This window comes from Burkholderia pulmonis, assembly GCF_984667975.1.
On sequence record NZ_OZ480186.1, the window covers coordinates 449652 to 475495 of the forward strand.

26 protein-coding genes are annotated in these 25844 nt (G+C 66.4%); 12 read left to right on the top strand and 14 right to left on the bottom strand.

What is annotated here, in order from left to right:
• Positions 1-287: 287 nt before the first annotated feature.
• The gene (locus AC5LXK_RS02150) at positions 288-1133 is read right to left on the bottom strand and encodes a M15 family metallopeptidase (RefSeq protein ID WP_493390114.1); all 846 of its coding nucleotides are present in this window, start codon (positions 1131-1133) and stop codon (positions 288-290) included.
• Positions 1134-1254: 121 nt separating this feature from the next.
• Between AC5LXK_RS02150 and AC5LXK_RS02155 the strand changes: the two genes are divergently transcribed.
• Entirely contained in the window at positions 1255-2232 is a 978-nt protein-coding gene (locus AC5LXK_RS02155; protein WP_493390115.1) for a phage tail protein, read from the top strand.
• A gap of 206 nt (positions 2233-2438) precedes the next feature.
• Entirely contained in the window at positions 2439-3467 is a 1029-nt protein-coding gene (locus AC5LXK_RS02160) for a transporter (RefSeq protein ID WP_493390116.1), read from the top strand.
• Positions 3468-3480: 13 nt separating this feature from the next.
• Here AC5LXK_RS02160 and AC5LXK_RS02165 read toward each other — a convergent pair whose 3' ends face one another.
• Together AC5LXK_RS02165 and AC5LXK_RS02170 are read right to left on the bottom strand one after the other, a co-directional pair.
• Complete coding sequence (locus AC5LXK_RS02165) at positions 3481-3633, bottom strand: DUF1427 family protein (RefSeq protein WP_081051886.1); 153 nt, start codon at positions 3631-3633, stop codon at positions 3481-3483.
• A gap of 24 nt (positions 3634-3657) precedes the next feature.
• Positions 3658-4635 carry a quinone oxidoreductase family protein gene (locus tag AC5LXK_RS02170; protein ID WP_493390117.1) on the bottom strand — a complete coding sequence of 326 codons (978 nt, stop codon included), beginning with the start codon at positions 4633-4635 and terminating at the stop codon, positions 3658-3660.
• Between the two features lie 160 nt (positions 4636-4795).
• Here AC5LXK_RS02170 and AC5LXK_RS02175 point away from each other — a divergent pair, with 160 nt between their 5' ends.
• The gene (locus tag AC5LXK_RS02175) at positions 4796-5716 is read left to right on the top strand and encodes a LysR family transcriptional regulator (RefSeq protein ID WP_493390118.1); all 921 of its coding nucleotides are present in this window, start codon (positions 4796-4798) and stop codon (positions 5714-5716) included.
• A gap of 121 nt (positions 5717-5837) precedes the next feature.
• Here the strand turns inward: AC5LXK_RS02175 and AC5LXK_RS02180 are convergent, their stop codons facing one another.
• Positions 5838-8006, bottom strand: a complete 2169-nt coding sequence (locus AC5LXK_RS02180; protein WP_493390119.1) for a M1 family metallopeptidase — start codon at positions 8004-8006, stop codon at positions 5838-5840.
• Positions 8007-8648: 642 nt separating this feature from the next.
• On the opposite strand from AC5LXK_RS02180, the gene AC5LXK_RS02185 reads away from it, so the two are divergent.
• The 4 genes from AC5LXK_RS02185 to AC5LXK_RS02200 all read left to right on the top strand — a co-directional run bounded on the left by AC5LXK_RS02185 (position 8649) and on the right by AC5LXK_RS02200 (position 11884).
• Positions 8649-9143 (top strand): LEA/WHy family protein, encoded by a 495-nt coding sequence (locus tag AC5LXK_RS02185; RefSeq protein ID WP_493390120.1) that lies wholly within the window; start codon positions 8649-8651, stop codon positions 9141-9143.
• Between the two features lie 158 nt (positions 9144-9301).
• Positions 9302-9634, top strand: a complete 333-nt coding sequence (locus AC5LXK_RS02190; protein WP_493390121.1) for a YegP family protein — start codon at positions 9302-9304, stop codon at positions 9632-9634.
• Between the two features lie 136 nt (positions 9635-9770).
• Positions 9771-10904, top strand: coding sequence for a methyltransferase (locus AC5LXK_RS02195; protein ID WP_493390122.1), 1134 nt, complete (start codon positions 9771-9773; stop codon positions 10902-10904).
• Between the two features lie 89 nt (positions 10905-10993).
• The gene (locus AC5LXK_RS02200) at positions 10994-11884 is read left to right on the top strand and encodes a class I SAM-dependent methyltransferase (RefSeq protein WP_493390123.1); all 891 of its coding nucleotides are present in this window, start codon (positions 10994-10996) and stop codon (positions 11882-11884) included.
• A 42-nt stretch (positions 11885-11926) separates the two neighbouring features.
• Here the strand turns inward: AC5LXK_RS02200 and AC5LXK_RS02205 are convergent, their stop codons facing one another.
• Positions 11927-12499: a DUF1415 domain-containing protein gene (locus tag AC5LXK_RS02205; protein ID WP_493390124.1), complete on the bottom strand. Its 573-nt coding sequence runs from the start codon at positions 12497-12499 to the stop codon at positions 11927-11929.
• A gap of 76 nt (positions 12500-12575) precedes the next feature.
• Positions 12576-13196, bottom strand: coding sequence for a TetR/AcrR family transcriptional regulator (locus tag AC5LXK_RS02210; protein ID WP_493390125.1), 621 nt, complete (start codon positions 13194-13196; stop codon positions 12576-12578).
• 218 nt (positions 13197-13414) lie between these two features.
• On the opposite strand from AC5LXK_RS02210, the gene AC5LXK_RS02215 reads away from it, so the two are divergent.
• The 3 genes from AC5LXK_RS02215 to AC5LXK_RS02225 all read left to right on the top strand — a co-directional run bounded on the left by AC5LXK_RS02215 (position 13415) and on the right by AC5LXK_RS02225 (position 16901).
• On the top strand, positions 13415-14698 hold the full coding sequence (locus AC5LXK_RS02215) for an MFS transporter (protein WP_493391175.1): 1284 nt from the start codon (positions 13415-13417) through the stop codon (positions 14696-14698).
• Positions 14699-14855: 157 nt separating this feature from the next.
• Positions 14856-15461: a nitroreductase family protein gene (locus AC5LXK_RS02220; RefSeq protein ID WP_493390126.1), complete on the top strand. Its 606-nt coding sequence runs from the start codon at positions 14856-14858 to the stop codon at positions 15459-15461.
• A 189-nt stretch (positions 15462-15650) separates the two neighbouring features.
• Complete coding sequence (locus tag AC5LXK_RS02225; RefSeq protein WP_493390127.1) at positions 15651-16901, top strand: Hsp70 family protein; 1251 nt, start codon at positions 15651-15653, stop codon at positions 16899-16901.
• A 102-nt stretch (positions 16902-17003) separates the two neighbouring features.
• Here the strand turns inward: AC5LXK_RS02225 and AC5LXK_RS02230 are convergent, their stop codons facing one another.
• Positions 17004-17207 (bottom strand): cold-shock protein, encoded by a 204-nt coding sequence (locus AC5LXK_RS02230; protein ID WP_006477070.1) that lies wholly within the window; start codon positions 17205-17207, stop codon positions 17004-17006.
• A gap of 419 nt (positions 17208-17626) precedes the next feature.
• Between AC5LXK_RS02230 and AC5LXK_RS02235 the strand changes: the two genes are divergently transcribed.
• The gene (locus AC5LXK_RS02235) at positions 17627-19225 is read left to right on the top strand and encodes an APC family permease (RefSeq protein ID WP_493390128.1); all 1599 of its coding nucleotides are present in this window, start codon (positions 17627-17629) and stop codon (positions 19223-19225) included.
• Between the two features lie 106 nt (positions 19226-19331).
• Here the strand turns inward: AC5LXK_RS02235 and AC5LXK_RS02240 are convergent, their stop codons facing one another.
• From AC5LXK_RS02240 to AC5LXK_RS02270, 7 genes are all read right to left on the bottom strand, one after another.
• Complete coding sequence (locus tag AC5LXK_RS02240) at positions 19332-20117, bottom strand: DODA-type extradiol aromatic ring-opening family dioxygenase (RefSeq protein ID WP_493390129.1); 786 nt, start codon at positions 20115-20117, stop codon at positions 19332-19334.
• 199 nt (positions 20118-20316) lie between these two features.
• On the bottom strand, positions 20317-20913 hold the full coding sequence (locus AC5LXK_RS02245) for a UbiX family flavin prenyltransferase (RefSeq protein ID WP_493390130.1): 597 nt from the start codon (positions 20911-20913) through the stop codon (positions 20317-20319).
• A 12-nt stretch (positions 20914-20925) separates the two neighbouring features.
• On the bottom strand, positions 20926-21237 hold the full coding sequence (gene grxD / locus AC5LXK_RS02250; protein WP_006753626.1) for a Grx4 family monothiol glutaredoxin: 312 nt from the start codon (positions 21235-21237) through the stop codon (positions 20926-20928).
• Between the two features lie 69 nt (positions 21238-21306).
• Positions 21307-22149, bottom strand: coding sequence for a peptide chain release factor N(5)-glutamine methyltransferase (gene prmC, locus AC5LXK_RS02255; RefSeq protein ID WP_493390131.1), 843 nt, complete (start codon positions 22147-22149; stop codon positions 21307-21309).
• A 7-nt stretch (positions 22150-22156) separates the two neighbouring features.
• Positions 22157-23239 carry a peptide chain release factor 1 gene (gene prfA / locus AC5LXK_RS02260; protein ID WP_493390132.1) on the bottom strand — a complete coding sequence of 361 codons (1083 nt, stop codon included), beginning with the start codon at positions 23237-23239 and terminating at the stop codon, positions 22157-22159.
• 81 nt (positions 23240-23320) lie between these two features.
• Positions 23321-24619 carry a glutamyl-tRNA reductase gene (gene hemA / locus AC5LXK_RS02265; RefSeq protein ID WP_174917392.1) on the bottom strand — a complete coding sequence of 433 codons (1299 nt, stop codon included), beginning with the start codon at positions 24617-24619 and terminating at the stop codon, positions 23321-23323.
• A gap of 26 nt (positions 24620-24645) precedes the next feature.
• Complete coding sequence (locus AC5LXK_RS02270; RefSeq protein WP_493390133.1) at positions 24646-25410, bottom strand: response regulator transcription factor; 765 nt, start codon at positions 25408-25410, stop codon at positions 24646-24648.
• 171 nt (positions 25411-25581) lie between these two features.
• Between AC5LXK_RS02270 and AC5LXK_RS02275 the strand changes: the two genes are divergently transcribed.
• The gene (locus tag AC5LXK_RS02275) at positions 25582-25836 is read left to right on the top strand and encodes a hypothetical protein (protein ID WP_493390134.1); all 255 of its coding nucleotides are present in this window, start codon (positions 25582-25584) and stop codon (positions 25834-25836) included.
• Positions 25837-25844 lie beyond the last annotated feature (8 nt).

The window sequence follows — 25844 nt, forward strand, 5'->3', positions numbered from 1 at the left end:
CCGGTGCGATTCGGTGAGGCGACGCAGGCGCGCCGAGCGGCAAGGGTGGCGCCGCGATGTGTCGCCATGCTGTCAAACGGGATGAAGGGGGCTGGCATCAATGCGCCCGCGGCATCGGAGAAGGCGCGCGCATTAATGAAAGGACGCTGTGAGATTTAAAACGGAAGCGGCGGCCGGAAAAAATCGCGCACCGGAATGCCCGATTTTTTGCGTCGCCCATATCGTTTCCTGCCGGGATATTAAAAAGCCCCATGCCGCCCTCATTATTTCCTGTCCGGCAGCCCTGGCTAGCTGCCGCGTCCCAGTTTAAAACCGGGTTTATGGTATTCCACGTGCCCGAGATCCATCATTTTCCAGCGGCCCCCCCAGGTCAGGCCGACCTGCTCGGCGACCTGGCCGTACAACTGGTAGCCGCGCATCGCCCACGGATCTTTCTCGGAAATGACCAGCTTGCCGTCGCGCAGGAATGCGTTATCGGCCGCCAGCCCGAATTGGTGATAGCTCTGGAATGCTGCCGCGTTGGTCACGTTGCCGCCCATCTGCGCCAGCCGGTTCTGCCGTTCCGGGCTCCGGTAACCTTCCAGCAGCGCCATTTCATAACCGTATTGTTCGTGCATGATCTTGTAGACCAGCAGCAAACGCGTACGGAAATCGGGGTCCAGCAGGTTCCAGTCGCGGCTCGCATCCTTCAGCGCCGGACGGATCTGTTCGACTTCCTTGGTGGCGAAGACTTCCGGCGGCAGCGGCGGGGGCGGTACGAGTTGCTCGCCCTGCAGCAGCGCGGCGATTTTCTCGTCGGGCACGCGCGCCGTGTCGTCGTACTGGAACAATTGCCGGCCGCGTAACGCAATGGCGACCAATGGCGGCGTCGCAAGAATACCTGCCGATACCATAATCATCAAGCGTCGCCGGACCAGTAAATTTTGCACGTCGCTTAATGCGCCGCGCGTAACGCTTGCCGATTTAACAATCTGACTCCGCGTCCGGGCGGCGCGATCGTTCGCACGGCGCGTAAGACGGCCGTGAAACTGGGCAACGGATTCGAAAACGGTCGCCCGGATACCCGGTAAAAGCAACAGTGCCGCAACCGCGACGGCAAGGGCGAAATAGGCGACGAGTGCGACGGCAATCAAAGAAATCCCCGGAAATTGGAATTGATTGTGTTTTGCAATGCTTGCTCTTAGAATCAGGCTGCTTCGAGAGGCCGGGCTATATTATCGCGGTGAATTAAACCAGGATTCAATGAGACGCTGAATGAGTGCGCCGGAAAATTCAAATTCGAAAACTCCGCCCAGCCTGCTGTCCGATACTAAACCGGCCGGCGAGGGAGGGCCTCGGCAGTCGCGCATTCTCGCGGATCTGGAAGGGCGTGTCACGCCGCCCGCCGAGCCGCCGCGCCGTTCGCTGAAGGCGCCGATCGCTGCCGTCGTCGCATTGGTGGTGGCCGTCGGCGGCTGGGGCGCATGGCGCATGCAGCAGCCGTCGGGCGAGCAACCCGCCGCCGTGGCGGCGACCGCGCCCGCAGCGGCCGCGCCGGCGAAGGCTGCACCGGCCAGCGACGCTGCCGTGCAGGTCGCGCAGAATGGCGCGTCTGCTGCGCCCGCCGCGCAACCGGCCACGATCGTCAACGACGATGCGGCCTCCCAGACCGTTGCATCCGCATCCGCTTCGTCCGCGTCTGCCGCGGACAACAGCCGCCTGTCGCGCGCGCTGGCCAACGGCGCCGACGATGCATCGGGCGCAGTCACGGCCGGTGCGGCCGCAACGGCTGCGGCCGCCGCAGCCGCGACGACCAGGACCGCGAAGGCCGACGCCGCGAAGAGCGCGAAGGTCGCGGCGGCGCACGGCAAGGCCGACACGAAGGCGGAGGCAAAGGCGGAAGCCCGCAAGCATCACAAGGAACAGCAGGCCGAGCTCGCGCAGGCGAAGAAGCGCCACGATGCGACGCCGACCCGTACCGCGAAGGCGGGCGGGAAGGACGATCCGGATGCAGACCTGCTCGCCGCGCTCGTCGCGCGCACGAAGCCGGCTGACAAGAAGCTCGCCGGGCAGAAGGGACAGGCCGTGGCGACCAAGACGGCGGCGGCCGGCGGTTCGCTGGGGGCGCGGGTGAAGGAGTGTTCGGAGCGCGGGTTCTTCGAGGATCAGCTGTGTCGCTGGCGCGTGTGCGACGGCCACTGGGGCAAGGACCCCGCGTGCCCGAGCGCCGCACAGTCGGAGACGCGGCAGTAACGTGTCCTGCGCATGCCGCCTGGTTTTGTCCGCGCCGCCCGTTGGGCGGCGCGTTGCTTTGGGGGCAAGGAAGCTGCCGGTATGATGCGGCCTGATGCTGTCACGCGTGCGTCACGCCCGTCGGGCATACGTCTCCTTTCTTCTCCCGGCGCGGGCTCGCGACCCGCGATGTGCGGCGCGGCGTGCGCTGAACGACCTTCGACACGATGGACCTGATCGTACAGACTTACGGCGCGGATACGTCCGGCATGGTGTGCGGATTCCGCTTCGTTCCGGGCGGCTCCGGCGCGATGCTCGATGCCGACGCGGCCGCCGCGTGGCTGCGCACGTGCCGCGAGCACGGCGCGGCCGCATCGGGCGATTTCGTCTGGCTGCACTTCAATCTCGCGCACGGCGCGAGCGAGCGCTGGATGCGCACGCATCTCGGGTTGCCCGACAGCTTCTTCGAATTCCTTCACGAAGGCTCGCGTTCGACACGCATCGAGCAGGAAGACGGCGCGTTGCGCGCGATCGTCAACGACGTGATGTTCAACCTCGAGCTGACGCCGTCGGAGATCGCGACGCTGTTCGTCCACGTCGAGCGGCGCATCATGGTCACCGCGCGGCTCAAGCCGCTGCGCTCGGTCGACACGCTGCGCGCGTGCGTGCGCGACGGCGAGCAGTTCCGGTCGCCCGCGGAGTTGCTCGTGCACCTGCTGCGCGACCAGGCCGACCTGCTGAGCCAGATCATGCGGCGCACAAACGTCGACGTCGACCGCATCGAGGATCGCTTCCTGTCGCAGCGGCTCACGTCGAGCCGCATCGAACTCGGTGCGATGCGCCGCACGCTGACGCGCCTGCAGCGCATGCTCGCGCCGGAGCCCGGGTCGATCTTCCGGCTGCTCGCGAAGCCGCCCGCGTGGTTGCATATGGAAGACGTGCAGGAGCTGCGCGAATCGACCGAGGAGTTCTCGCTGGTGCTCGCCGATCTGGCAGGGCTCAACGAGCGGATCAAGCTGCTGCAGGAAGAGATCGGTTCGCGCCTCGACGAGCAGAACAACCGGACCCTGTTCACGCTGACGCTCGTGACCGTGATCGCGTTGCCGATCAACATCGTCGCCGGCTTCTTCGGGATGAACGTCGGCGGCGTGCCGTTCTCGGAGAACAAGCACGGCTTCTGGCTGATGGTGTTGCTCGTCGCGGGCTTCACCGGGCTCGCCGCATGGTGGGCGTTCCGGCGCCGCAACGACCGCTAGCGCAGGCGCCGCATCAGCGCAGCAGCGCGATCGCGCGTTCGCCGATCACCATCCCGAGCAGGCCGACGAGCGCGACGAGCGGCGGCGCCGGCGAGCGCACGTGCAGCAGTGCGTACAGCACGCCGACGCCGAGGCCTACGGCGAGCGAGGTCACGTAATCCATCATGGCTGTCTCCCGTGTGGTCCGGCGTCAGGGCTTGAGGATCACGCGTTCGCGCGCCCCGGCCAGTACCGCGCGATATGCGTCGTGCGCGTGCTCGAGCGGGTACACGTAGTCGTCGCCGATCGGGAACGGGCGCAGCGTGCCGTTGCCGAAGCCGGGCGCGAGCGCGTCGAGGATCTGTGCGACCTCGGCGCCGTCGAGCTGCAGCGAATCGATTCCCACGAACGTATGCCGGCCGCGATAGAACGCGAAGATGTCGAACGGCACGCTGCGGTCGATCGTCGAGATGAAGATCTGCCGCGCGCCGATTGCCATCGACGCGTTCGCGGCTTCGAAATACGGGCTGCCGACCGTGTTGTAGACGATGTCCGCGCCGTGGCCGCCGGTCGCCGCGCGCACCGCGTCGGCAACCGGTTCCTTCGACGCGTCGATCATGCGCACGTCGCCCGACGCGTGGCCGCGATAGCCGCCGGCGCTACGCTCGACGCCGATCACGGTGGCGCCGCGAGCGCTCGCGAGCTGGATCGCGGCCTGGCCGACCTTGCCGTTTGCGCCGAACACGAGCACGACGTCGTCGGCCGTCGGCATGCCGGCACGGTGCAGCCCCTCGTATGCGGTGACGAACGGCACGCCCACGCCGGCTGCTTCTTCGAGCGTCAGCACGGCCGGCTTGCGGCGCACGTGTGAGGCATCCAGCACGAGCCATTCCGCATGCGAACCGTCGCGTCCGACGCCGAGATCGCCGCCCGATCCCCACACCGGCGCACCGATCCAGCCGTCCGGGCCGCTGCGCACGATGCCGGCCCAGTCGCGGCCGGGCGTGCGCGGCCACACCGCATGCGGCATGCGGCCGAGCGCGGCCTTCACGTCGCTTGGATTCACGCCGGCCGCGCGCACCTCGATCAGCATCTGGCCGCCGGCCGGTACCGGCGAGTCGATTTCCCTGACCCGGGCGTCGAGCGACTCGATGTCGGCGGCGGGCGTGTCGAAGCGGATGCTGCGCATGATGATCTCCGTGTCGGATGGCTGCCGCGCGGCCCGGCGGGCCGGTGCGTGCAGCGGAAGAAAACGATGAATGCAGTCTAGTGGGCCCGGATTGACGCGGAAACGTGCAAAGGCGGATGATTGCTTTGCGTTTTTTGCACAGCCAAATCCGAAGGCCCGAATGGACGACTTCCTTTCCCCGCACCTGGCGCTGTTCGTCGACGTGGTCGATCAACAGAGCTTTTCGGCTGCCGCGCGCCGGCTCGGCGTCGCCGCGTCATCGGTCACGCGGCGCATCGACCGGCTCGAGACGCAGCTCGGCATCCGCCTCCTGCATCGCACCACGCATGCGTTGCGGCCGACCGAAGCCGGGCAACTGCTGTACGGGCGCGCGACGCGGATGCTGGCCGAGCTGCGCGGGCTGCAGGAGGACCTGCACAGCCAGCACGACGAACCGAGCGGGCTGCTGCGCGTCGACTGTCCTGCGCCGTTCGGCCGGCGGCACCTGATGGCGGCGCTGGCCGCATTCATGCAGCGTCATCCGGCGCTGCAGGTCGATCTGGTGCTGACCGACAGCATGGTCGACCTGCAGGGCGCGCGGCTCGGCTCCGACGTCGATCTCGCGGTGCGCATCGGCCCGCTCGAGGACACGCGCTTCGTCGCGACGGTGCTGGCGCCGCAGCGGCGCGTGCTGTGCGCGAGCGGTGCGTACCTCGCGCGGCGCGGCGAGCCCGAAGCGCCCGACGCGCTCGCCGGCCACGACTGTCTCGCGTGGCATGGGGCGCCACCGCCGGGCGCGTGGCGCTTCGGCGAGCGCCGCCACGTGCCGGCGCAGCCGCGGTTTCGCAGCAATCATTCGGAAGCCTTGCTCGAAGCGGCGATCGACGGGCTCGGCCTCGCGCACCTGCCGACCTGGCTCGCGGGGGACGCGCTGCGCGACGGACGGTTGCGCGCGGTGTTGCCGCAATACGCGGCGGCGCCCGAACCGGCGACGATTCACGTGTTGCGCCAGCAGGCGCGCGGCAGTGCGCGCACCTCGCGGCTCGTCGCGTTCCTCGCCACGTGGTTTGCGCAGCCGGCGTGGGATGCCGCCTGGGCGTGACGGCGGGCGGGCGCGGGGCGGAATGAAAAAAGGGCCTCGCATGCGAGGCCCGTCAAAGGTCGGAGAAGCCGGTACGCCGGCCGGCGCCGCGGGCTGCGCGGCACCGGCCGGGGGCGCACCGTTACTGCGTCACTACCTTGCGCGGCTTGAAGATGCCCTGGTATTGCAGCGCCGGGCGTTCCTTCGTCACCGGTTCGATGCCGCCGAAGGTCGGCGTCTGGCGCAGCTTCATCGCGGCCGGCGAAGCAACCGAGCCGATCGACGTCGAGCGCGAAGCCGGTGCGAGGTTGTTCGCGACGAGCAGCGCCGCTTCGCTCTTCAGGTTCGCGAGCAGCACCGGATCGATCGAGCCGTTGACCTGCGTGAGCAATCCGCTCCAGGCGGCGTCGCTGTAGTTCACGACGTAGTAGTCGAGACCGCTCGGGTCGGCGACCACGCCCGTGCAGCCGTCGATCCGCGTCTGCGTCTGCGTGTCCTTCAGCGCGAGCGTCGTACGTTTCGCGAGACCCTGGCCGTACGCGAGCGTGATCGGCACCGTCCACTGAACGCCCGGATAGGCGTTCTTGTTCGGGAACGGCTGCTGTTTCAGCGTGACGACGGTCTGGTTCTTCGTCAGGTCGCACTGCGTGTCGAGCGAGATCAGCGGTACACCGGTCTGGCGCACGAAGCTGTCGCCGATCGGGCCGATCGCCTGGCCGCTTTCCTTCGACAGGGCGTCCCACAGGCGTTTCGGCGTACCGTTGCCGAACGAGTAGTCGACCAGGTACTGCTGCAGACCCTTGCGCAGCGTCTGCTCGCCGAGATAGTTCTCGAGCGTCTTCAGCACGTGGCCACCCTTGTCGTACGTGAACGCGCTGGCGCTCAGCACGAAGTCGTTCGACGCCCAGCCGTTGAAGTTCGGTGCGACCGGGAACGCGTTCGGGCCGATGTCACGACTGATCACGCGGTACTTGTTCTTCACCTGGTCGAGCCAGCTGAACTCGTTGGGGAAGAACTGGATCGTCGTCTTCGTCTCGAAGAACGTCGCGAACGATTCGTTGAGCCACACGTTGTCCCACCAGTCGGTCGTGACGAGATCGCCGAACCACTGGTGCGCGACTTCGTGCGTCAGCACTTCGTTGCCGTAGTGCGACATCGGCTGGCCCGGCTGCGGCAGGATGTCGTCGGCGAACTCGAGGATCGACCCCCAGTTCTCCATCCCGCCGAAGTTCAGGTCCTTCTGCTCCTTGAACGCGTCGTTCGCGGCCACCGTGTCGAACTTCGTGAGCGGCAGCGCGATGCCCGTGTAGCGGTAGTAGAAGTCGAGCGCCTGCTTGGTGCGATCCATCGCCGGCTTCGCCCAGTCGCTCATGCCCGGCGGCGTGAACACGCGCAGGTGCAGGCCGCCCTTGCCGCCCGGCAGCGGGCTCGTGAAGTCGTCCTCGAAGGTGTCGAACAGGCCGCCGCCGAAGAACAGCAGGTACGACGGCATCGGCGGAGTCTTCTCGAACTGCACGAGCTTGTAGCCGCCGCCGATGGTGGTCGACGGCTTCTCGGCCGCGTTCGACACGACGCGCCAGCTCTGCGGCACTTCGGCCGTCACTTCATAGGTCGGGCGGAAGGCCGGTTCGTCCCAGCCGGGGAACCACTGGCGCGACAGGTTGGTTTCGCCCTGCGTCAGGATCGCGCCGCTCGTCTTGCCGTCGGTGCCCTTCAGGTCGACGCGGAAGATGCCCTCCGCGGCCGAGCAGCCCGGATACGGATCGTCGCCGCAGCTGCCGCCCGTCTTCGCGACCGGATCGTCGTACGACTTGAAGTTGATGATGCCCGACCACTCCATGTGCAGCGAATAGTTGCCCGGCGAGATCGAGCCGCTCACGGGGCGCAGCTGGTAGAAGTCGCCCTTGTCCTGCGGCGTCGCGATCAGCTGGATGTTGCCCGGCTGCAGCGTGATGCGGCCGTTCGTGAACTTGATCCGGTGGCCGGCGATCACGATGTTGTTGACCGGCTTCAGCACCTTGATTTCGACGTCGGCGCGGCCGTCGAACGCGTTCAGCGCTTCGTTCGGGCGGAACCACAGCCGGTAGTTCACGGGCACCACGGTGTCCGGCAACTCGACAGGCGATACGCTCTTGTCGACGTTGGATGCGCTCGGCGGCGCGGTGACGGCGGGCGACGAGCCCGAATGCGGCGAGCCGGCGGAGCTGAGCGCGGAAGCCGAGCCCGCCCCGCCGTCGTCGCCGCCGCACCCGGCGAGCGCGAGTGCTGCGACGAGCGGCAGATAACGCATCTTGCGAATATTGATCGACATGACTGAAACCTCGATTGTTGAAAGAATCGTTCAGTGCTGCGAAAACGCCGGCAAAAGCAATCCCCTCGCTGTTAATCAACAGCGAAAAAATGGCAATGACGGATTATTCGGAAAGACGGTAGCCGACTACGTGAAGGTAATCATGGTTTACTGCCCCCTCTGGATTTCCGGATATTGGTTAACTTGCCGGTTCAAAATGGCCGGGCGCGTGTTGTACTGAATTGATTTCGCGTGCACGACACGGGGCCGCACGCCCGGCGCGGGCGCGCAATCCCTTTGAATCGACGACCTACAGGGCTGGCCGGGCCAGGCCGCAGGACGAAAGGACGGCATGTTGCCATCCTGTAAATTCGCCGTCATGCGGCTTCAAGGTTTGTCGGCTTGCTCGAAGGATGCGTAAATATACTTGATGGTTTTGGGTAAAGGAAACGAAAAATTTAGAAAGAGCATCTATCGAATTCGAGGCGCTTCATTGAATGCTGGAAGTCATTAATACGCTTTCCGTTTAGCTGTCGAATTCGTAGTTTTAATCTATTAACGATCTCGCGTCGCCGCAGAAACTACGAAATCCGGCAGGGTGCGGCGCGCTCGGTACAATGCATCGACGACCCCGCCCACCGATCGCCGCGAGGAGGCCTTCCCATGTCACGTGCCCTGTTCCGTATCGCGCCGCTGCGCGCCGTGCTGCTGCTGTTCGCGGCCGTGTTCCTGCTCGGCGGGTGCGCGGGGCTGACACGCGAGTCGCCGAGCGTGACGGTTGTCGGGCTCGACCCGCTGGTCGGGCAGGGGCTCGAGATGCGTTTCAGCCTGAAGTTGCGCGTGCAGAATCCGAACGATGCCCCGATCGACTACAACGGGATTTCGGTCGCGCTCGACCTGAACGGCGCGCCGTTCGCGAGCGGCGTCAGCGATCGCGCGGGCACCGTCCCGCGTTTCGGCGAGGCCGTGCTCGACGTGCCCGTCTCGGTATCGGCCTTCGCCGCCGCGCGGCAGGCGTGGAACCTGCCCGGCGCGGCCGCGAACGGCGAACTGCCGTATGCGCTGCGCGGCCGGCTTGCCGGCGGCCTGATCGGTACCGTGCACTTCAACGATGCGGGCACGCTGCGGCTGCCGGCAATGCCGGGGTGGGGTGGGTAGGGGAGGTCGTGCGAATGTGGTCAACATCGGTCAAATGTCACTGAAAATTGACCATTTGACGGTCTTCAACGTTCGTCTCGACGCGATATCGATTTTTTCCGATGGTGCCCCTAGACTGGCCAGTGTCCGAGGGCCGGACATTTTTCCAGGAGAAAACCATGGCGGCAAAATTCGAGATCAAGAAAGCCACGAACGGTCAGTACTACTTCCACCTGAAGTCGGCGAACGGCGAGATCATCCTCGCGAGCGAGCGGTACGAAGAGAAAAGCGGCGCGAGAAACGGGATCGCGTCCGTGCGGGAAAATGCGCTGCTGGACGAGCGTTACGAACGGAAGCTCGCCCACAACGGCGAGCCGATGTTCAACCTGAAAGCCGCCAATCACCAGGTCATCGGCACGAGCGAAACGTACAGGAGCGCGCAAGGCCGCGAGAACGGCATTGCGGCCGTCAAGCGCGATGCGCCCGGTGCGGAGGCCTTCGACCTGGCCTGATCATCGGTCGCGCCGCGACCCGCGCCTTCCGGCACGTGTTGCGGCGCCCGTTTTGCCGGGTCGGGCAAAGCGCGGTATGGTGTGGTCCGCGCGGTGAATTCCCGCCGCCGCTGAAGCCAACCGTAACCGAGTTCGCGTGACCGATTCCCCTGTTTTCCACTGGACCGACGCCGACGGCGCCGATCATGCCGTGCGCTGGCGCTCCGAAGCCGGCGTGCAACCGCCGAAGCGTGCGGTACCCGCCGACGACCGCCTCACGGCCGACGCGGCCTACCGCCTTGCGTGCGAGGGCACGGCGCTCGTCTGGCAGGGCGACTTCCAGAATGCGCGCCAGCTCGTGCAGGCGATGGCGCGCCGTGTCGAACGCAAGCCGAAGAAGTCGAAAGTCGCGGCGGGCGCCGATGCGTTCAACCTGCATCGTCTCGCACAGTCGCAGCGTGCCCGTACGCTCGGCATGCTGCTGATCCCGCTCGACGCCGACTACACGATCCCGCTGCGGCGCGCGCCCGACGTGCGGGCCGCATGCGAGGAAGCGTACGGGCCCGGCGGCGCGCCGTCGGTCGTGTCGCTGCGCGAGCTGCTCGGCCTCGTCGGTGCGCATGAATGGCGCAAGAAAGGCGTGCCGATCCCGGCGCTTGGCGGCGCGCCGATCCACCCGCACTACGGCGTGTTCTCGCCGGTGCGTGGCGAATACGTCGAACTCGTTGCGCGTGCGCCGTTGCCGGCGACGTCGCTCGCGTTCGACGTCGGCACCGGCACGGGGGTGCTGGCGGCCGTGCTCGCATCACGCGGCGTCGCGCGCATCGTCGCAACCGACCAGGATCCGCGTGCGCTCGCCTGTGCGCGCGAGAACGTCTCGCGGCTCGGCCATGCCGGCCAGGTCGACGTCGTCGAGGCCGATCTCTTTCCGGCCGGCCGCGCACCGCTCGTGGTCTGCAACCCGCCGTGGGTGCCGGCCCGGCCGAGCGCGCCGATCGAATACGCGGTCTACGACCCCGACAGCCGCATGCTGCGCGGTTTCCTCGCGGGGCTTGCCGCGCACCTCGAGCCGGGTGGCGAGGGCTGGCTGATCCTGTCCGATTTCGCCGAGCATCTCGGCCTGCGGCCGCGCGATACGCTGCTGCAATGGATCGACGAAGCCGGTCTCGTCGTGCTCGGTCGCGACGACATCCGCCCCGCGCATCCGAAGTCGACGGACGCTGACGATCCGCTGCACGCGGCGCGCCGCGCCGAGGTAACGTCGCTGTGGCGGCTCGGCACTCGCGCCTGACCGCGCATTTTCGGTAAACTGTCGCCATTCCTCACGAATTTCCGCCGCCGGGCCGTGGTCGACCGACCGTGGCCCGGCGTCGCTTCACGATGTCGAACAAGACCCACGAAATCCGCCCGGAGCAGTCCGTCGAGCTGCTGAAGGAACTGCACATCCTTACCCGCGACGGGAAGCTGAACCAGGACAGCCGCCGCAAGCTGAAGCAGGTCTATCACCTGTTCCAGTTCATCGAGCCGTTGCTGGCCAGCGTGCAGGCCGACAAGGCCGGCGTCACGCTCGTCGATCACGGCGCCGGCAAGTCGTATCTCGGCTTCATCCTGTACGACCTGTTCTTCAAGCAGCAGCCGGGGCACGGCACGCCAGCGTTCCCGTCGCACGTGTATGGCATCGAGACGCGCGAGGAGCTCGTCACGCGCTCGACCGAGCTCGCCGCGCGGCTCGGGTTCGGCGGCATGTCGTTCCTGAACCTGTCGGTTGCCGATTCGATCACGTCGCCGCAACTGCCCGAAACCGTCGACGTCGTCACCGCGCTGCATGCATGCGATACGGCGACCGACGACGCGATCCGCTTCGCGCTCGCGAAGCGTGCGCAACACATCGTGCTGGTGCCGTGCTGCCAGGCGGAAGTCGCGGGCGTGCTGCGCAAGAACAAGGGCAAGTCGCTTGCGAATGCGCTGACCGAGGTGTGGCGGCATCCGCTGCATACGCGCGAATTCGGCAGCCAGATCACCAACGTGCTGCGCTGCCTGCAGCTCGAAGCGCATGGCTACCAGGTCAGCGTGACGGAGCTGGTCGGCTGGGAGCATTCGATGAAGAACGAGTTGATCATCGCGCAGTACAAGAACCTGCCGCGCCGGCGGCCCGGCGAGCGGCTGAACGAGATCCTCGGGATGTTCGGGCTTGCCGAACTGAACGAGCGCTTCTTCGTGGCGCAAGCCGAAGCGGCGGGCGGCGACGCCGTCGAGTCGGCCGAAGGCTGACGCGCGTCCGGCGCGCCCGCGTGGCGCACGTTGCACGCCGCGTCAGACGTCGTCGCCCGGCCGGCGCATCCATTCGCGCCAGCCTTCGTGACCGAGGCGGCGCAGCGTTTCCTGATTCTTTTCGTAGATCGCGGACGCGTCCGGGAACGCGTCGACCGCGCGCGCGATGCTGTCTTCGCGCAGCAGGTGCAGGATCGGGTACGGCGCGCGGTTCGTGTAATTCTCGATGTCGTCGGGTTCGGTGCCTTCGAACCGGTATTGCGGATGGAAGCTTGCAATCTGCAGCACGCCGTCGAGCCGCAGTTGCTTCACGAGCCGCTCGGCAAAGAACAGCGCATCGTTGTAGTCGACGAAATCGGCGAATGCATGCGGGTAGATCACGAGCGTCGTGTCGACCTGCTGCGGATCCGCTGCGTCGAGCGCGCGCAGCTCGGTTTCGAGTTCGGCGAGTGCGTCTTCCAGCGTCGTTGCTGCGCTGATCGCATAGCGCACCTGTTCCTTCACATAGACGCTTTTCGCGAACGGGCACAGGTTGAGCCCGATCACCGCGCGCGCGAGCCAGTGCCGCGTGGCGGCGAGGATGTCGTCGTGTGATTCGGGGCGGGTGTCGGTCATCGTGATACCAGTCGGGCGGAAGGGCAGCGAGGGCCGCATTGTAGCGGGCACGCCGCACACGGGCGCGCGCGGCCCGTCATGCGCACGCGGCTTCGATCAGCTGCGTGACGAGCGCGGGTGCGGTACCGATCGGCGTTTCGCCGTGCCGGTAAGTCTGGCTCGCCGCATAGATGCCTTCGACCACCAGCGCGAGCGCATCGGCGAGCGCCTTCGGCTGCCGGGCGCCGGCGCCTTCGCACAGCGTCACGAGCCGCTTCATCAGCTGTTCCTTGTTCTGCGCGACGCGCTCGCGTGCCGGGTGCGACGCATCCGGGAATTCGGCGGCAACGTTGACGAACGGGCAGCCGCGATAGTCCTTTTGCGTCGCGCGCTCGGCAAGATCGACGAAATACTGGATCAACTGCGCCTTCGGCTGCCCCGGATGCTTCGCTGCGCTCGTGTCGAGGCGCTCGAAGAAGCACGCGTCCATCCGCTCCAGATACGCGAGGATCAGCTCGTCCTTCGACGAGAACTGGCGGTACAGGCTCATCTTGTTGACGCCCGCGCGCTCCACGACCGCTTCGACACCGACCGTGCGAACCCCTTCCTTGTAAAACAGCTCCTCGGCGGCGCGCAGCAGGTGCTCCTGCGCGGTGGCGCCGTCGATCGGCCGGCGCGTGCGGCGCGCCAGCGGTTTGGGGATCTCGATGCCCGACATGATGACCCTCGGCTGCGTAGTGAATTGCTTGACATGTTACCGACTGGTAACTACGATCGCAACACACTTGTGACTGGTCGGTAACAATCGCGGCCGGATCAACAGACAAATGCCAAGCGTCGGCCCGGGTCAGCCGATGTTGTGAGGTGCGGCGGAGGTGGCCTGGTTGGGGCGGGGCAGGCGCGATGACGCCGTACCGCCAACTGGAGAACGCGACGATGAACTGGGCGGTGACACGAATCCGCGGGCGCTTCCATTACGGATGGCTCGCCGCGGCGGTGGTATTCCTGATCCTGCTGGCCGCAGCCGGCACGCGTGCGACGCCGAGCGTGCTGATGGTGCCGCTCGAGCGCGAGCTCGGCTGGAGCCGCGCGGCGATTTCGCTGGCGATTTCGGTGAACATCGCGCTGTATGGACTGACGGGCCCGTTCGCGGCCGCCGCGATGCAGCGCTTCGGGCTGCGCCCGACGATCCTCACCGCGCTCGTGACGATGAGTGCGGGCGTTGCGCTGTCGTCGATGATGACGCAGAGCTGGCAGATGGTCGTGATCTGGGGCCTGATGGTCGGCTGCTCGACGGGGGTCGTCGCGTTGACGCTGTCCGCGACCTTCGTCACGCGCTGGTTCCATGCGCGGCGCGGCCTCGTGATGGGGATCCTGACCGCGAGTACGGCCACCGGCCAGCTCGTGTTCCTGCCGATGCTCGCGGCCATCGCGCAGCACCACGGCTGGCGGCCGGTCGTGCTGGTCGTCGCGGTGGCGGCCGCGATCGTGATTCCGCTCGTCGCCTTCCTGCTGCCGGAGCGGCCGGCCGACGTGCAGCTGCGCCCGTACGGCGAACCGGTCGATGCGCCGGCCGCGTCCGACGCGTCGAAGGAAAACCCGCTCGCGGTCGCGTTCCGCACGCTGCTGATGGCGAGCCGTTCGCGCGACTTCTGGCTGCTGTTCTTCAGCTTCTTCATCTGCGGCGCGAGCACCAACGGTTACGTCGGCACGCACCTGATCGCCATGTGCAGCGATTACGGGATGACCGAAGTGCAGGGCGCGTCGCTGCTCGCGGCGATGGGCGTGTTCGACCTGTTCGGCACGACGCTGTCGGGCTGGCTGTCCGACCGTTACGACAACCGCGTGCTGCTGTTCTGGTACTACGGGCTGCGCGGGCTGTCGCTGATCTACCTGCCGCATGCGTTCGGGATCGATTTCTTCGGGCTGCCGCTGTTCGCGATGTTCTACGGCCTCGACTGGATCGCGACCGTGCCGCCCACCGTGCGGCTCGCGACCGACGTGTTCGGCAAGGCCGCGGCGCCGGTGGTATTCGGCTGGATCGTCGCCGGCCACCAGCTCGGTGCGGCATTCGCGGCGCTCGGCGCAGGGCTGCTGCGCGCGAGCCTCGGCACTTACACGATCGCCTCGATGATCTCGGGCGGCTTGTGCATCGTCGGCGCACTGATCGTGCTGCGGATCAATCGCGGCCCGTCGCGCGCGGCCGCGCAGGCGGCCTGAGCGCGGTGCAACCGGCCGGCTGCACGGGCTGCGGCCGGCCATTGCAGGCGCGGAGATTTGCATAGCGCGGGAGGATCGGGCGCGCAGCCGCTCAAGCGGGTATGCTTGCGGTTCGCCAGGGGTTCGCGCCCCTTCATCGATGTCAGCGAGGATCTGCATGTCCGTCAAACCTGCTCCCACCACTGTTTCGATTCACGATCTGATCGCGGGCCGCTGGAGCCCGCGCGCCTATTCGGACGCCCCGGTCAGCACCGGCGATCTGCACGCGGTGCTCGAAGCCGCGCGCTGGGCCCCGTCCGCTTACAACGCGCAGCCGTGGCGTTTCATCGTATTCGACCGCGCGCAGGACGACGACGCATTCAAGCGTGCGTTCGCGACGCTGGTGCCGTTCAACCAGGGCTGGAATGCGCCGGCGCCCGTGCTGATCGCGGTAACTGCGCACACGCTCACGCCGAAGGGCGAGCCGGCGCCGACCGCGTCGTACGACGCGGGTGCCGCCGCGATGTCGCTGGTGCTGCAGGCGCATGCGCTCGGCCTCGCCGCGCACCAGATGAGCGGGTTCGACGCGAAGGCCTTCCGCGACGCGTTCGCGATCCCGGCCGACGTCGCGATCCTGTCGATCATCTCGCTCGGCCACTACGGCAACGTCGACAAGCTCGATCCCGTACTGCGCGATCGCGAGAAGGCGCCGCGCACGCGCCATGCGATCGGCGAGGTCGTCTATGCGGGTGCGTGGAAGAAGAGCTTCGACGCGGCGGCCTGATCCCGCAGGCGGGCAGGCTGCGTCGCGCGCCCTGCCCCGCGCATGTTCCCGGCGTGCGGCATCGCGCGCCGGCGCCACCGGCGGCCGTTGCGCGGCACCGGTGGCCGGCCCCGGTTGTGATCCCGCGGGCTTCATGTTAAAAAGCCCGTCCTTTCCGTTTTCGCGCCGGCCCTGCTGCGGCAAATTCCCATGACTTACTGCGCGATCGATTTCGGCACGTCCAATTCCGCCGTGGCGCTGCCCGACGGCGACGGCATGCGCCTCGCGCCCGTCGAGGGCGACCATCTGACGCTGCCCACGGCGATCTTCTTCAACAACGACGAAGAGACGGTCGAGTACGGCCGTGCGGCGCTGGCTTCCTATATCGACGGTTTCGACGGCCGGCTGATGCGCTCGATGAAGAGCATCCTCGGCTCGCCGCTCGCGGAAACGACGACCGATCTCGGCGACGGCAGCGCGATCGCGTACACCGACATCATCGCGCGCTTCCTCACGCACCTGAAACGCAAGGCCGAAGCGCGCGCGGGCGCGTCGATCGGCCGTGCGGTGCTCGGCCGTCCGGTGTTCTTCGTCGACGACGATCCGCGCGCCGATCGCCTCGCACAGGATCAGCTAGAGGCGGCGGCCCGGTCGGTCGGGTTCGCCGACGTTCACTTCCAGTACGAACCGATTGCCGCCGCGTTCGACTACGAATCGCGCCAGCAGGCCGAGCGTCTCGTGCTCGTCGCCGACATCGGCGGCGGCACGTCCGACTTCTCGCTGGTCCGCGTCGGGCCGGAGCGGATGGCGCGGCTCGAGCGCAAGGACGACGTGCTGGCGCACCACGGCGTGCACGTCGCGGGCACCGATTACGACCGGCGCGTCGAGCTGGCGGCGATCCTGCCCGCATTCGGCTACCGTTCGCTCGATCCGGAAGGGCGCGAGCTGCCGAACAAGGTTTACTTCGATCTCGCCACCTGGCACCTGATCAATACGGTCTATACGCCGAAGCGGATCGGCGAGCTGAAGCTGATGAAGCACCTTTACCAGGACGTCCAGCAGTACGACCGGCTCACGAACGTGGTCGAGCAGCGGCTCGGGCATGCGCTGATGGCGCGTGCGGAAGAAGCGAAGATCGGTGTGGCGGCGGGCGGGGAGACGATGATCGACCTGAACGACGTGGAAGAGGATCTGCTGATCGCATTCGATGCCGATTGCCTCGTCGATGCGAGCCGCGACGACACCTCACGCATCGTCGACGCTGCGCGCGAGACGGTGCGGCTCGCGGGCGTTGCACCGCGCGACGTCGGCGCGCTGTATTTCACCGGCGGCTCGACGGGGCTCGCGTTCCTGTCGGGTGCGCTCGCCGGTGCATTCCCGGATGCGCAGCCAGTGTTCGGCGATCGCCTCGCGAGTGTCGCGACGGGGCTCGGTATTCACGCGCAGCGACTGTTCGGCTGAATAACTGTCGGCGGTATGGCATAACCGCCATGCCGAATTGGCGCACAAAAACAAAAAGCCCCGCCGAAGCGGGGCTTTTTTTCACGAATTATCGCGCCAAGCTTAGACCGGACGGATGTTCGCAGCTTGCAGACCCTTCGGGCCCGTCTTCACTTCGAATTCAACCTTCTGGTTTTCTTGCAGCGTCTTGAAGCCTTCGACGCGGATTTCCGAGAAGTGCGCGAACAGATCGTCGCCGCCGCCTTCCGGGGTGATGAAGCCGAAGCCCTTTGCGTCATTGAACCACTTGACGGTACCGGTTGCCATGTTACTTGTTCCTAAAAAGATAAAACGGGGCCGAGGCCCATGGGGTGCGGAAAATCAAGGAAGGGGTAATAGGACCAACCGGAGTACCGTTGATGGGCGAACTACGAAAGAACCAATTCACTCGCCACTTGAAATCCTGCGAAGTCCTTTATACGGCTAATCGCTCTGACGGTCAACCGTATTCCCATGCACTCAGGGTTATTGCGTAGATCAGGTTTACAAAGCTTGCAAGCGATGCGAATTTTTTGTAGGGGCCGAACGATTTTGGCGCCATGTTCGAGGTGCAACCGTTAAACTACGCGCCGCGTGACGGGTTGCCCTGATCGGGTGACGCGTCCCCCCAAGAATGCGTGCGCGGTGCTGTCCGAGCCGATCCCGGACCGCAGGCCGACCATGCTTTTTGAGACACAGGAGAGGATGTGAAGAGTTCTATTCAACGGAACATCGGCCCGTTTGCATTGATGCTGACGGGGCTGGGTTCGATTATCGGCTCGGGCTGGCTGTTCGGCGCCTGGAAGGCCGCGAAGATTGCCGGTCCGGCGGCGATCTGTGCATGGATCATCGGTGCGGTCGTGATTCTCGCGATTGCACTGACGTACGCGGAGCTGGGCGCGATGTTCCCCGAATCGGGCGGCATGGTGCGCTACGCGCGTTATTCGCATGGTTCGCTGGTGGGGTTCATCAGCGCATGGGCCAACTGGATCGCGATCGTATCCGTGATCCCGATCGAGGCCGAAGCGTCGATCCAGTACATGAGTACGTGGCCGTATCCATGGGCGCACGCGCTGTTCGTGAACGGCGAGTTGACGACACCAGGCCTGCTGCTGTCGGCCGTGCTGGTCGTCATCTACTTCATGCTGAACTACTGGGGCGTGAAGGCCTTTGCGCGTGCGAACACCGCGATCACGATCTTCAAGTTCCTGATCCCGGGCGCGACGATTCTCGGCCTGATGCTGACGAGTTTCCATTCGGAGAACCTCGGCACCGCATCGAATGCGACCTTTGCGCCGTACGGCTGGTCGGCCGTGCTGACCGCGGTCGCGACGAGCGGCATCGTGTTCGCGTTCAACGGCTTCCAGAGCCCGGTGAACCTGGCGGGCGAAGCGCGCAATCCGTCGCGCAGCGTACCGTTCGCGGTGATCTCGTCGATCCTGATCGCACTCGTGATCTACGTGTTGCTGCAGATGGCGTACATCGGCTCGGTGAATCCGGCCGACGTCGCGAAGGGCTGGTCGCACTTCAACTTCTCGTCGCCGTTCGCGGAACTCGCGATCGCGCTGAACCTGAACTGGCTCGCGATCCTGCTGTACGTCGACGCGTTCATCAGCCCGAGCGGCACCGGTACGACCTACATGGCGACGACCACCCGCATGATCTACGCGATGGAGCGCAACAACACGATGCCGAAGATGTTCGGCAACGTGCACCCGATCTACGGTGTGCCGCGCCAGGCGATGTGGTTCAACCTGCTCGTGTCGTTCATCTTCCTGTTCTTCTTCCGCGGCTGGAGCTCGCTCGCGGCGGTGATCTCGGTGGCGACGGTGATTTCGTACCTGACCGGCCCGATCAGCCTGATGGCGCTGCGCCGTGCGGCGACCGACATCGAGCGTCCGCTGTCGATTCCGCTGATGAAGCTGATCGCACCGTTCGCGTTCGTGTGCGCATCGCTGATCCTGTACTGGGCGAAGTGGCCGCTGACGGGCGAAATCATCCTGCTGATGGTTGTCGCGCTGCCGGTGTACTTCTTCTTCCAGGCGAAGTCGGGCTGGACCGGCTGGGGTGCCGACCTGAGGGCCGCATGGTGGCTGGTCGCGTATCTGCCGACGATGGCCGTGCTGTCGCTGATCGGCAGCAAGGAATTCGGCGGTCACGGCTACCTGCCGTACGGCTGGGACATGCTGGTCGTCGCGGCGATCGCGCTGGTGTTCTACTTCTGGGGCGTGCATACCGGCTACCGGACCAAGTATCTCGACGAGCGCGAGTCGCACGACGAGATCCTCGAAGGGATCGGTGCCTGACGCCTGACCTGTTGCCGGATTCGGCGGCGGCAGGAAGCAGCGAAAAAAGCCCGCCCGAGCGATGCTCGGGCGGGCTTTTTGTTTGCGTCGACGATTTTGCCGCGACTCAGGCGCTCGCGAACACGTAGTTCGTCATCGCGAGTACGCGCTGGTAGGTGCCGAGCGACTGGATGCCGAGCTGGTAATCGTCGTCGGCTGCGCCGAGCGCCGTGAAGACCGGCAGCAGATGCTCGTCGGTCGGATGCATCAGCGCCGCGTGCGGCGCTTGCCGGCGATAGTCGAGCAGCGCGTCGACGTCGCGCGCGGCGAGCCTCGCCTCGAACCAGTCGGTGAATTCCGCGACGCGCGGGTCTGCGTCCTCGGGCGCCGCGCCGAAATCGGCTGCGCGCAGGTTGTGCGTGATCTGGCCCGAGCCGATCACCATCACGCCTTCGTCGCGCAGCGGCCGCAGCGCGCGGCCGAGCGCGAAGTGATGTGCCGCATCCGCGCGCGGCTGGATCGACAGCTGCGCAACCGGGACGTCGGCTTCCGGGAACATCAGCAACATCGGCACCCACGCGCCGTGGTCGAGGCCGTGCTCGGTCGTCGCGGTCGCGATGCCGGCCGCATTCAGCAGCGCGGCCGCGCGCTCGGCGACGTCGGGCGCGCCCGGTGCCGGGTAGCGGATGTCGTACAGCGCCTGCGGGAAACCGTAGAAATCGTGGATCGTGTCCGGATGCGCGGCGACGCTCGCGACCGGCCGTTGCGTGCCCCAGTGCGCGGACAGCATCAGCACCGCGCGCGGACGCGGCAATTCGGCGGCGAGGTAGGTGAATGCGCCGGACGGCAGCGTCGGGTCGATCGGCAGCGTCGGGGCGCCGTGGGACAGGTACAGCGAAGGCAAGCGGTTCATGGTGGTGGCCTGCAAAAAGGGTTTGCCTGTGACTATAGGCGTGCACCGTACATTGATAAACAGCGTTCAGGAATTTGATTGACGCTTGTTTGTTGATAATCGGGTCGACGCAAGCCCCTTTGCCGCGAGTTGGCGTCAGGGTGCGTGAAATCGCATGAATTGCCGTGCGGATCGGCGGAGATGGGTGAAGAAGGGGGGCTTACTGCGCGTGACGGATGCCGACCCACGGTGCTGTCAGCGGGGCGCTGAGCGCGAACAGGTCGAGCACGCGCGTGACGGTCTGGTCGACGAGTTCCTCGATCGTCTTCGGCATCGCGTAGAACGCGGGCAGCGGCGGGAAGACGATGCCGCCCATTTCGGTGACGGCGGTCATGTTGCGCAGATGCGCGAGGTTGAACGGCGTTTCGCGCACCATCAGCACGAGACGGCGGCGTTCCTTCAGCGTGACGTCGGCTGCGCGCGTGATCAGGTTGTCGGACAGACCGTGCGCAACGCTCGCGAGCGTCTTCATCGAGCACGGCGCGATTACCATCCCGTCGGTCGCGAACGAGCCCGATGCGATCGTCGCGCCGACGTCGCGAACCGAATGCACGACGTCCGCGCGGCTTTCGATGTCGGCCTTCGGCAGCTTCAGCTCATGCTGGATATTGAGCCAGCCGGCGTTCGAAATCAGCAGGTGCGTTTCGACGCCGCCGGCAGCGCGCAGCAGGTCGAGCAGCCGCACGCCGTAGATCGCGCCGGTAGCGCCGGTGATCGCGACGATCAGCCGGCGTGGCGGCGCGCTGGGAGATGCCATCGAAAGGGGGCGTTACGCGGCGGCGAACAGTTGCTGCAGTTCGCCCGACTGGTACATCTCCATCATGATGTCCGAGCCGCCGACGAATTCGCCCTTCACGTAGAGCTGCGGAATGGTCGGCCAGTTCGAGAATTCCTTGATGCCCTGGCGGATTTCGTCGTCCTCGAGCACGTTGACCGTCTTGAACTGGTCGACGCCGCAGGCTTTCAGCACCTGCACGGCGCGGCCCGAGAAGCCGCACATCGGGAATTGCGCGTTGCCCTTCATGAAGAGCACGACCTGGTTTTCGTCGACGATTTGCTTGATACGTTGTTGGGTGTCCATGACTGACCTTGCGTGTTTGCGGGGCGTTAGATCGAAATGATAGCGGATTTCAACCGGGCGGGCCGGGCATCAGCCCGGCAGGCGGCCGCCTGTCGTGCGTTCGATGGCGGCGAGATCGGCGAGCGATTCGACCGCGACGAAGCCGTGCGACGCGAGTACCGCGCGGACGGCTTCGGCCTGATCGTAGCCGTGTTCGATCCAGAGCGTGCCGCCCGGTTTCAGATAGGTGCCGGCGCCCGCGACGATCGTACGGATCGCGCTGAGGCCGTCGGCATCGTCGGTGAGTGCGCCGCGCGGCTCGAAACGCAGGTCGCCCTGCGCGAGGTGCGGATCGTGCTGCGCGATGTACGGCGGGTTGCTGACGATCGCGTCGAACGCGAGCGCGGGGTCGAGTGCCGCGTACCAGTCGCTTTGCAGCCACTGCAGCGGGCCGCCGGGGCGGCGCGTGTCGAGCAGCTTGTCCGCGTTGCGCTGCGCGACGGCGAGCGCGGCCGGCGAACGGTCGAGCGCCCACACGCGCGCATCGGGACGCTCGGCCGCGATCGACACGGCGATCGCGCCGCTGCCGGTGCCGAGGTCGAGCACGGTTGCATGCGGCAGCCCGTCGATCGCGTCGAGCGCGGCTTCGACGAGCAGCTCGGTTTCGGGGCGCGGGATCAGCACGTCGGGTGTCACGTCGAACGGACGGCCGAAGAACTCGCGCATCCCGACCAGCTGCGCGACGGGCTCGCCGGCGACGCGGCGTGCTTCGAGCGTGCGGTACCGCTCGACCGCGGCCGCATCGAGCGGCGCGTCGCCGCGCGTGATCAGTTGCGTGCGGGTCCAGCCGAGCGCATGCGCGAGCAGTACGCGCGCATCGACCGCGTCGAGTGGCGACGCGCGCAGCAGGTCGTCGGCGGTGGTGTCGGACATCGCGGCCTCAGTCGGCTTCGCCGAGCGACGCGAGCAGCTCGGCCTGGTGCTCGGTGACGAGCACGCCGATCAGTTCGTCGAGATCGCCGTCCATGATCGCCTCGAGCCGGTACAGCGTCAGGTTGATCCGGTGGTCGGTCATCCGGCCTTGCGGGAAGTTGTACGTGCGGATCCGTTCGGAGCGGTCGCCGGAGCCGATCAGGCTCTTGCGCGTCGCGGCTTCCTTTGCATGCTGCTCGTGATACTGCTTGTCCTTGATCCGCGCGGCGAGCACCTTCAGCGCGCGATCCTTGTTCTTGTGCTGCGAACGGTCGTCCTGGCATTCGACGACGATCCCGGTCGGGATGTGCGTGACGCGCACCGCCGAATCGGTCTTGTTGATGTGCTGACCGCCCGCGCCGGACGCGCGGAACGTGTCGATGCGCAGGTCGGCCGGATTGATCTCGACCTCGCCGATTTCGTCGGCTTCCGGCATCACCGCGACCGTGCACGCGGACGTATGGATGCGCCCCTGCGTCTCGGTGGCCGGCACGCGCTGTACGCGATGGCCGCCCGATTCGAACTTCAGGCGCGAATACGCGCCCTGGCCCGCGATCCGCACGATCACTTCCTTGTAGCCGCCGAGATCCGACGCGCTCTCCGACATCATCTCGACCTGCCAGCGCCGGCGTTCCGCGAAGCGCAGGTACATGCGCAGCAGGTCGCCCGCGAACAGCGCCGACTCGTCGCCGCCCGTGCCCGCGCGGATTTCGAGGAAGATGTTGCGGTCGTCGTTCGGATCCTTCGGCAGCAGCATCTTCTGCAGCTCGGTTTCGAGGCGCGCCATGCCCTCGCGCGCACTGCGGATTTCGTCTTCCGCGAAGTCGCGCATCGACGGATCGGCGAGCAGTTCCTGCGCAGCGGTCTCGTCGCTGCGCGACTGGCGCCACAGCGCGTACTGCTCGACGACCGGGCCGAGTTCCGCATGTTCGCGCGTCAGCTTGCGGTACTGGTCGAGGTCGGCCGTGACGTTTTCGCGGCTCAGCAGGTCGTTCAGTTCGGCCAGCCGTGTGGACAGCTGGTCGAGCTTGCGTTGCATGCTCGTCTTCATGGTGTGGAGCGGCGCTCCCGGGCAAGGGTATTCGGAAAGGATAGGCCGGCTCGCGGCCGGCGGCAGGGCGACCGGCCGGCGCTAGTGGCCGGACTGGTCGTTCGAGCGCGGCGCGTGCTGGTAGAAGCCGCGCATCAGGTCGATCAGCGAATCGCGATCGGCGCCGTTCACGCGGTTGAGCGCGCTCGTCGGGCCGTGGATCAGCTTGTTGGTCAGCGCCTGCGACAGCGCTTCGAGCACGGCAGCCGGATCGTCGCCGCGCGCGAGCAGCTTCTGCGCCTTGTCGACTTCGGCACGGCGCAGCGCGTCGGCCTGCGTATGCATGTGACGGATCACGGGCACGACGCTGCGCGTGTCGAGCCATTGCATGAAATTCTGCACGCGCGTCTCGATGATCGCTTCGGCCTGGGCGACCGCAGCCTGGCGCGATGCGTTGCCTTCGCGCACGATCGCGCCGAGATCGTCGACGGTGTAGAGGAATACGTCCTTCAGCTTGCCGACTTCGGGCTCGATGTCGCGCGGTACCGCGAGGTCGACCATGAAGATCGGGCGGTGACGGCGTGCCTTCACCGCACGCTCGACCGCGCCGAGGCCGATGATCGGCAGCGTCGACGCCGTGCACGACACGATGATGTCGAATTCATGCATGCGGGTAGGCAGGTCCGCCAGCGGCATCGCACGGCCGTTGAAGCGTTCGGCGAGCCGCTGGCCGCGTTCGGCCGTACGGTTCGCGACGACGAGTTCGCGCGGGCCTTGCGCGGCGAAGTGCGTCGCGCACAGCTCGATCATCTCGCCGGCGCCGATGAACAGTACGCGCTGATCGGACACCTTTTCGAAGATCCGCTGCGCGAGGCGAACTGCGGCGGCGGCCATCGATACCGACTGCGTGCCGATTTCGGTCGTGCCGCGTACTTCCTTCGCCACGGCGAACGTGCGCTGGAACAGCTGGTTCAGATAGGTGCCGAGCGCGCCGGCTTCCGTTGCGGTGCGGACGGCATCCTTCATCTGGCCCAGAATCTGCGTTTCGCCGAGCACCATCGAATCGAGGCCGGATGCGACGCGGAATGCGTGCCGGACCGCTTCCGATTGCGGCAGCGCATAGACGTGCGGCGCGAGCTCGTCGACCGAAATTCGGTGATACTCCGACAGCCAGCGGACCGCGCCTTCGCGGGCCGCACGATCGTCGGTCGCGCAATACAGCTCGGTGCGGTTGCAGGTGGAGAGGATCGCCGCTTCAGGCGTATTCGGCGCCTGGGGGCCGAGAAACACGTTCTTGAACGTGACGAGAGCCGGCTTGATTTGCTCGAGCGGAAACGCCACGCGTTCGCGCAGGGCGACAGGCGCAGTGTGGTGGTTGATTCCGATCGTGAGGAGTTGCATATCGAGGGCTATCGTTTAGCCCCATATTATAGCGTTTCAGCGATTTCCTCACTCGACGCATACCGGGCATCAGCGTGGCGGGGCCTTGAATTTGGGGGCTCGATCGGCACACGGTCGAGCTGATAACCGAAGCCGTAGAGCGGCAGCAGCCGGTAGCCGCGCTCCGGAAGCAGCTGCAATTTGCTGCGCAGCCGCGACGCATGCGTGTCGAGCGTGCGCGACTTCATGTCGCGGCGGCGGGCCCACACCGTTTCGAGGATGTGGGCGCGCGATATGGGCCGCGACAGGTTCGTGAACAGCAACTGCGCGAAACGGAACTCTTTCGGCGTGAGTGAAACGATTGCGTCGCCGAAACGCACGAGGCAATGCGTGGCGTCGAATGCGTATTCGCCATACATTTCGCGCGAGCGGGTCGGCGGCCGGCGTACGCCGGCGCGCCGGCTCAGCGCGTTGACGCGCGCGAGCAGCTCGGGCCCGCTCACCGGGCGCACGAGGCAATCGTCGGCGCCCGCGTGCAGGCACGAGACGATCTCGCTTTCGCGCGCCGACTGCATGATGGCGATGGCCGGCAGCCCGGGCAGGACCGTCTGCGCGCGCGGAATGACTTCCTGGGCCGGCTGGCCGCCGGTCCAGTGGCCGGTGATCAGCATGTCGCAGGTGTTGTCGGCGGCCAGCCACTCGAAGAATGCGGTGCTGGACGGAAACGCGTGGCACACGTGACCGCCCGCGAAGAGCAGGCGGTTCAGGAGTGCGACATGACGCGACTCCGGATCGATCAGAGCGATTCGCATGAGAATTTCTTCAATACGGCAGCCGGTGTGCGCTTGCCATAACGTCGAGTCGGCCCCTACACTCGAATGTTCGCGGCGCCCGGCTGGTCTCGGGTTCGATGGATGAATCGATGCTAGCCGCTGGCAACGTTCACGCCTATGGGACGAATCTGAATTTATAGAAGGCGTCGAATGAACTGGTTTGGAATCCTTGTCCTGGGAGCGGCCGTCGGGCTGTTCGGCCGGTGGCTGCATCCGATGCGGCGCTCGGGCCGGCCGGCGTGGTGGATCGCGGTGCTCGCCGGCATCGCCGGCGCGGTCGCCGCCCGCATGGCCGGCAATCTCTCGGGTCTGTTTTACGATGGCGAGACGCTCGAATGGCCGGTCTGCACCGGCGTCGCGTTCCTCGCAGTAGCCGTGACGGTCGCGCTGTCGGCCCGTCGCTGAATGCCCTC